This window comes from Dietzia sp. CQ4 (assembly GCF_014145125.1).
GTDB lineage: Bacteria > Actinomycetota > Actinomycetes > Mycobacteriales > Mycobacteriaceae > Dietzia > Dietzia natronolimnaea.
The window spans coordinates 1-5212 of sequence record NZ_JAALDZ010000105.1 but is presented as its reverse complement, the minus strand read 5'-3'; the positions used below and the strand labels follow the sequence as shown (position 1 = coordinate 5212).

Annotated in this window: 6 protein-coding genes; 2 read left to right on the top strand and 4 right to left on the bottom strand. The window is 68.6% G+C overall.

Translation table 11 applies throughout. The features are described from left to right. Positions 1–59 precede the first annotated feature (59 nt). Genes G6031_RS06825 through sdhC form a run of 4 tightly spaced genes read right to left on the bottom strand, consistent with a single transcriptional unit; the run spans position 60 to position 3519 of the window. Positions 60–851, bottom strand: coding sequence for a succinate dehydrogenase iron-sulfur subunit (locus G6031_RS06825; protein WP_179524744.1), 792 nt, complete (start codon positions 849–851; stop codon positions 60–62). Beyond that, a complete protein-coding gene (gene sdhA, locus G6031_RS06820) occupies positions 851–2617 on the bottom strand; it encodes a succinate dehydrogenase flavoprotein subunit (protein WP_179526169.1) in 1767 nt (588 codons plus the stop codon). Before sdhA ends, G6031_RS06825 begins: the two co-directional genes overlap by 1 nt. A 48-nt stretch (positions 2618–2665) precedes the next feature. Then, positions 2666–3097: a succinate dehydrogenase hydrophobic membrane anchor subunit gene (locus tag G6031_RS06815; protein ID WP_179524745.1), complete on the bottom strand. Its 432-nt coding sequence runs from the start codon at positions 3095–3097 to the stop codon at positions 2666–2668. Between the two features lie 14 nt (positions 3098–3111). Continuing rightward, positions 3112–3519 (bottom strand): succinate dehydrogenase, cytochrome b556 subunit, encoded by a 408-nt coding sequence (gene sdhC / locus G6031_RS06810; protein ID WP_182609616.1) that lies wholly within the window; start codon positions 3517–3519, stop codon positions 3112–3114. A gap of 191 nt (positions 3520–3710) precedes the next feature. On the opposite strand from sdhC, the gene G6031_RS06805 reads away from it, so the two are divergent. Together G6031_RS06805 and G6031_RS06800 are read left to right on the top strand one after the other, a co-directional pair. Then, positions 3711–4139, top strand: coding sequence for a cytidine deaminase (locus G6031_RS06805; protein WP_182609615.1), 429 nt, complete (start codon positions 3711–3713; stop codon positions 4137–4139). Further along, positions 4136–5212 (top strand): thymidine phosphorylase (locus G6031_RS06800; RefSeq protein WP_182652842.1); only part of this gene is annotated, 1077 nt, incomplete at its 3' end. The genes G6031_RS06805 and G6031_RS06800, both read left to right, overlap by 4 nt.

Here is a 5212-nt window from a genome sequence, read left to right as displayed (position 1 = left end):
AGCGGGGCCGCACCCTCCGCTCAGGGAAGGTGCGGCCCCGCCGGGGAGACCGGGGAAGGTCAGCGCGCGAACAGCAGGGCGCGCTTGACCTCCTGGATCGCCTTGGTCACCTGGATGCCGCGGGGGCACGCGTCGGTGCAGTTGAAGGTCGTGCGGCACCGCCAGACCCCCTCGGCGTCGTTGAGGATCTCCAGACGCTCGGCGGCACCCTCGTCACGGGAGTCGAAGATGAACCGGTGCGCGTTGACGATCGCCGCCGGGCCGAAGTACGACCCGTCCGCCCAGAACACCGGGCACGAGGTCGTGCAGCAGGCGCAGAGGATGCACTTGGTGGTGTCGTCGAAGCGGGCCCGGTCCGTCTGGGACTGGATCCGCTCGGCGGTCGGCTGGTTCCCGGACGTGATGAGGTACGGCATGACGTCACGGAACGACTTGAAGAACGGCTCCATGTCGACGTACAGGTCCTTCTCCACCGGCAGCCCGCGGATCGGGGCGATGGTGATGGTGATGGACTTGCCGTCCTTGGGGAGCATGTCCTTCATGAGGACCTTGCACGCCAGGCGGTTGACCCCGTTGATCAGCATGGCGTCCGACCCACAGATGCCGTGTGCGCACGACCGGCGGAACGCGAGGCTGCCGTCGATGTAGTTCTTCACGTACATCAGCAGGTTGAGCAGACGGTCCGACGGCAGGGCCGGGACCTCGTACTCCTTCCAACCCGCCGAGTCCGGATCCTCCGGGTTGAACCGGGCGATCTTGAGCGTGACCATGGTGGAGCCGGGCGGCACCGGGCGGTTCGAGCCCGGGTCCTTGCCGTCGGTGGCCTTGGTGGTGTCGACTGCGGTGGTCATCAGTACTTACGCTCCATCGGCTCGTAGCGGGTCTGCACAACCGGCTTCCAGTCCAGCCGGATCTCGGAGAGGAGGCCGAGGCCGTCCTTGAACGCCATCGTGTGCTTCATGAACTCGTCGTCGTTGCGGTCCGGGTAGTCCTCGCGGGCGTGTCCGCCACGGGACTCCTTGCGGTTGAGCGCACCCACGACCGTGACCTCCGCCAGCTCCAGGAGGAAGCCCAGCTCGACGGCCTCGAGGAGTTCGGTGTTGAACCGCTTGCCCTTGTCGCTGACGGTGACGTCGGCGTAGCGCTTCTTCAGGGCGCGGAGCTCGTCACGGGCCTCGGTGAGCGACTGCTCGGTGCGGTACACCGACGCCTTGTCGTCCATCATGGCCTGCATCTCGGTCCGGATGTCGTTGGCGTTCTCCGCGCCGTGGTCGGCGAGCATGCTCTCCATCCACTCACGGACCATCTTCTCGGGCTCCTCGGGGAGTTCGACGAAGTCGTGGCCTGCAGCGTAGTCCGCGGCGGCGATCCCCGCCCGGCGGCCGAACACGTTGATGTCCAGCAGCGAGTTGGTGCCCAGGCGGTTGGACCCGTGCACGGACACGCACGCGCACTCGCCGGCGGCGTAGAGACCGGGCACCACGTCGTCGTTGGTGCGGAGGACCTCACCCTTGACGTTGGTCGGGATCCCGCCCATGACGTAGTGACAGGTGGGGAACACCGGGACCAGCTCGGTGACCGGGTCGACACCCAGGTAGGTGCGGGAGAACTCGGTGATGTCGGGGAGCTTCTCCTCGAGCACGTCCGCGCCGAGGTGGGTCACGTCGATGTAGACGTAGTCCTTCTCGGGCCCGGCACCGCGGCCCTCGCGCACCTCGAGGACCATCGAGCGGGCGACGATGTCACGCGGCGCGAGGTCCTTGATGGTGGGGGCGTAGCGCTCCATGAAGCGCTCGCCGTCCGCGTTGCGCAGGATGCCGCCCTCGCCGCGGACGGCCTCGGAGATGAGGATGCCCAGGCCCGCGAGTCCCGTCGGGTGGAACTGGTGGAACTCCATGTCCTCCAGGGGCAGGCCCTTGCGGAAGACCACGGCCATGCCGTCACCGGTGAGGGTGTGGGCGTTGGAGGTGGTCTTGTACATCCGTCCCGAACCACCGGTCGCGAAGACGGTGGCCTTGGAGTGGAAGACGTGAAGGTCGCCGGAGGCGAGCTCGTAGGCGACGCACCCGGTGGCGACGGGGCCCTCGGGGGTCTCGGTGAGGCAGAGGTCCAGCACGTAGAACTCGTTGAAGAACTCCACGTTGTGCTTCACACAGTTCTGGTAGAGCGTCTGCAGGATCATGTGACCCGTGCGGTCGGCGGCGTAGCAGGCCCGTCGCACGGGCGCCTTGCCGTGGTCGCGGGTGTGACCACCGAAACGACGCTGGTCGATCTTGCCCTCGGGCGTGCGGTTGAACGGCAGGCCCATGTTCTCCAGGTCGATGACCGCGGTGATGGCCTCTTTGGCCATGATCTCCGCGGCGTCCTGGTCGACGAGGTAGTCGCCGCCCTTGACCGTGTCGAACGTGTGCCACTCCCAGTTGTCCTCCTCGACGTTCGCGAGGGCGGCGCACATGCCGCCCTGGGCGGCGCCGGTGTGGGAGCGGGTGGGGTAGAGCTTGGTGAGGACTGCGGTACGGGTCCGCGGGCCCGACTCGATGGCCGCGCGCATGCCTGCGCCGCCGGCGCCGACGATTACCACGTCGTACTGGTGCTGGTGGACCTGACGATCGGTCATGGGATTCTCAGTGCTCGCTTTCGAAGTGGAACGGTCCGCAGGCGTCGATCAGACGTCGTAGGCGAGGCCGAAGAGGGCGTAGGTGCCCAGGGCCAGGACGAGGACGGTCGCGGCGATGAGGATCGCGTTGAGCCAGAACCGCGTCGAGTCCTTGCGCGAATAGTCCGCGATGACCGTCCGGACGCCGTTCGCGCCGTGGAGCTGTGCCAACCAGAGCATGAGGAGGTCCCACGTGGCCCAGAACGGGCTCTGCCAGCGATCCGCGACGTAGGCCCAGTCGATGCGGTGGACTCCCTCGTCGATCATCAGGCCCACGGTGAGGTGGCCGAGCGTGAGGATGACCAGCGCGACGCCCGAGGCGCGCATGAAGATCCATGCGGTGCGCTCGAAGTTGCCGCGTGAGCGCAGGCGCGGGGAGCGCGGCTGGGCGAGCGAGGCGGGGCGATCGTATGACGTCTGGAGAACAGGTGCGTCTGCCATGGTGATCGTTCTCCTTAGATGTGCTGGAAGAGAAGGAAGAGGAGGCGGGCGGTCGCCGCGGCGAAGACCACGACCCAGATCGCCAGGACGGCCCAGAGCATCTGGCGCTGGTACTTCGCGCCCTTGGACCAGAAGTCGATGGCGACGATGCGCAGACCGTTGAGCGCGTGGAAGAGGACCAGCGCGACCAGGCCGACCTCCAGGAGCCCGACGATCGGGGTCTTGTACGAGTCGATGACCGCGTTGTAGGTCTCCGGGCTCACCGTGACGAGCGAGGTGTCCAGCACGTGCACGAAGAGGAAGAAGAAGATCGCCACGCCCGAGATGCGGTGCGCGACCCACGACCACATCCCTGGGTCACCCTTGTAGATGCTGATCTTCTTATTGGGGGCCGGACGCGCCGGCGCCTGCGCAGTACTCATGGGCTTGTCGTGCCTCCGAATCGTCTGGGCGTGGTGCCATCGGCGCGCGTTCCCTGCCCGAGAGCACAGCGGGCGCCTACTAGGACTTTAGACCTGAGAGGACGCGGACGAGAAGCAGGGTGGGTACGGTGGTCCGAACGGGTAATGCCTGTTAGGGGACCCTAATCGAAGTTACCGGAGGGTAGAAAAGGGTGTCTGTCAACGAAACCGCAGCACAGAGGAACGCGGCCCGCAGCGGTTTGCGCGAAGCCGCGCTGGCGGCCGCCCGGAACGCCTACCGGCCGTACTCGGGATTGGGGGTGGGGGCCGCCGCCCTGGCGTCGGAACCCGGCGGCGACGAGTGCAGGATCGTAACCGGGTGCAACGTCGAGAACGCCTCGTACGGGCTCACACTCTGCGCCGAGTGCTCGCTCGTGTCCGACCTCCACCGCACGGGTGGCGGGAGACTGCTCGAGCTCGTCGTCGTCGGCCACGACGGTGACCCGCTCTCACCGTGCGGGCGGTGCCGTCAACTCCTCCACGAGCACGGCGGCCCGGACCTGGTCGTCCACACCGCCCGCGGCCCCGTCCGACTGGGCGAGCTCCTGCCGGACGCCTTCGGGCCGGAGGACCTGACGTGACCCGGTCGATCGACGCCGTGCGGATCATCGAGGCCAAGCGCGACGGTAACGAGCTCGACGACGACGAGATCGACTGGATCGTCGACGGGTACACCCGCGGTGTGGTGCCCCCCGAGCAGATGTCCGCGTTGGCGATGGCGGTGTACTTCCGGGGCATGACCGATCGCGAGATCGCCCGCTGGACCGCCGCGATGGTCGACTCCGGCACCCGGTTGGACCTGTCCGACCTGACGCGCGCCGGTCGTCGCGTCCCCACGGTGGACAAGCACTCGACCGGCGGTGTGGGCGACTCGGTGACGCTCGTGCTGACCCCCCTGTTGGCGACCTGGGAGCTGGCGGTGCCCCAGCTCTCGGGGCGCGGGCTCGGTCACACGGGCGGGACCCTCGACAAACTCGAGGCGATCCCCGGCTGGCGCGCCGACCTGGACGCCGCCACCAGGCGCCGGATCCTCGAGGAGACCGGGGCCGTGATCTGCGCGGCCGGAGCCGATCTCGCGCCCGCCGACCGGGCCCTCTACGCCCTACGGGACGTCACCGGGACCGTCCCGTCCATCCCCATGCTGGCGGCGTCGATCATGAGCAAGAAGATCGCCGAGGGCACGGGCGCGCTGGTGCTCGACGTCAAGTGCGGATCCGGTGCCTTCCGGCCCGACCGCGCGGATGCGGACGAGCTGGCCCGGGTGATGGTCGCCATCGGCACGGCCGCCGGCGTCCGGACCAGCGCCCTGGTGACCGCCAACCACACGCCGCTGGGTCGGGCGGTGGGCAACGCCCTCGAGGTGGCCGAGTGCGTCGAGATCCTCGACGGGGGTGGCCCGCCCGACATGGTCGATCTGACCTGCGCGTTGGCGCGGGAGGCGCTGGCCGCGGTGGGGGTCGACGACGACCCGCGCGAACGACTCCGCGACGGGCGGGCCATGGACTCGTTCCGCGCGATGATCACCGCCCAGGGAGGGGATCCCGACGCCGCGCTCCCGGTGGCCGCGCACACGGAGGAGCTGCGGGCGCCGGACTCGGGGGAGGTGAGGTGGGACGCCCTGGGCGTGGGCCGCGCGTCGTGGCTGGCCGGTGCG

Excerpts from the sequence above, each read along its gene's own strand:
- G6031_RS06825 (WP_179524744.1), bottom strand. The coding sequence starts at position 851 with ATGACCACCGCAGTCGACACCACCAAGGCCACCGACGGCAAGGACCCG.
- sdhA (WP_179526169.1), bottom strand. The coding sequence starts at position 2,617 with ATGACCGATCGTCAGGTCCACCAGCACCAGTACGACGTGGTAATCGTC.
- G6031_RS06815 (WP_179524745.1), bottom strand. The coding sequence starts at position 3,097 with ATGGCAGACGCACCTGTTCTCCAGACGTCATACGATCGCCCCGCCTCG.
- sdhC (WP_182609616.1), bottom strand. The coding sequence starts at position 3,519 with ATGAGTACTGCGCAGGCGCCGGCGCGTCCGGCCCCCAATAAGAAGATC.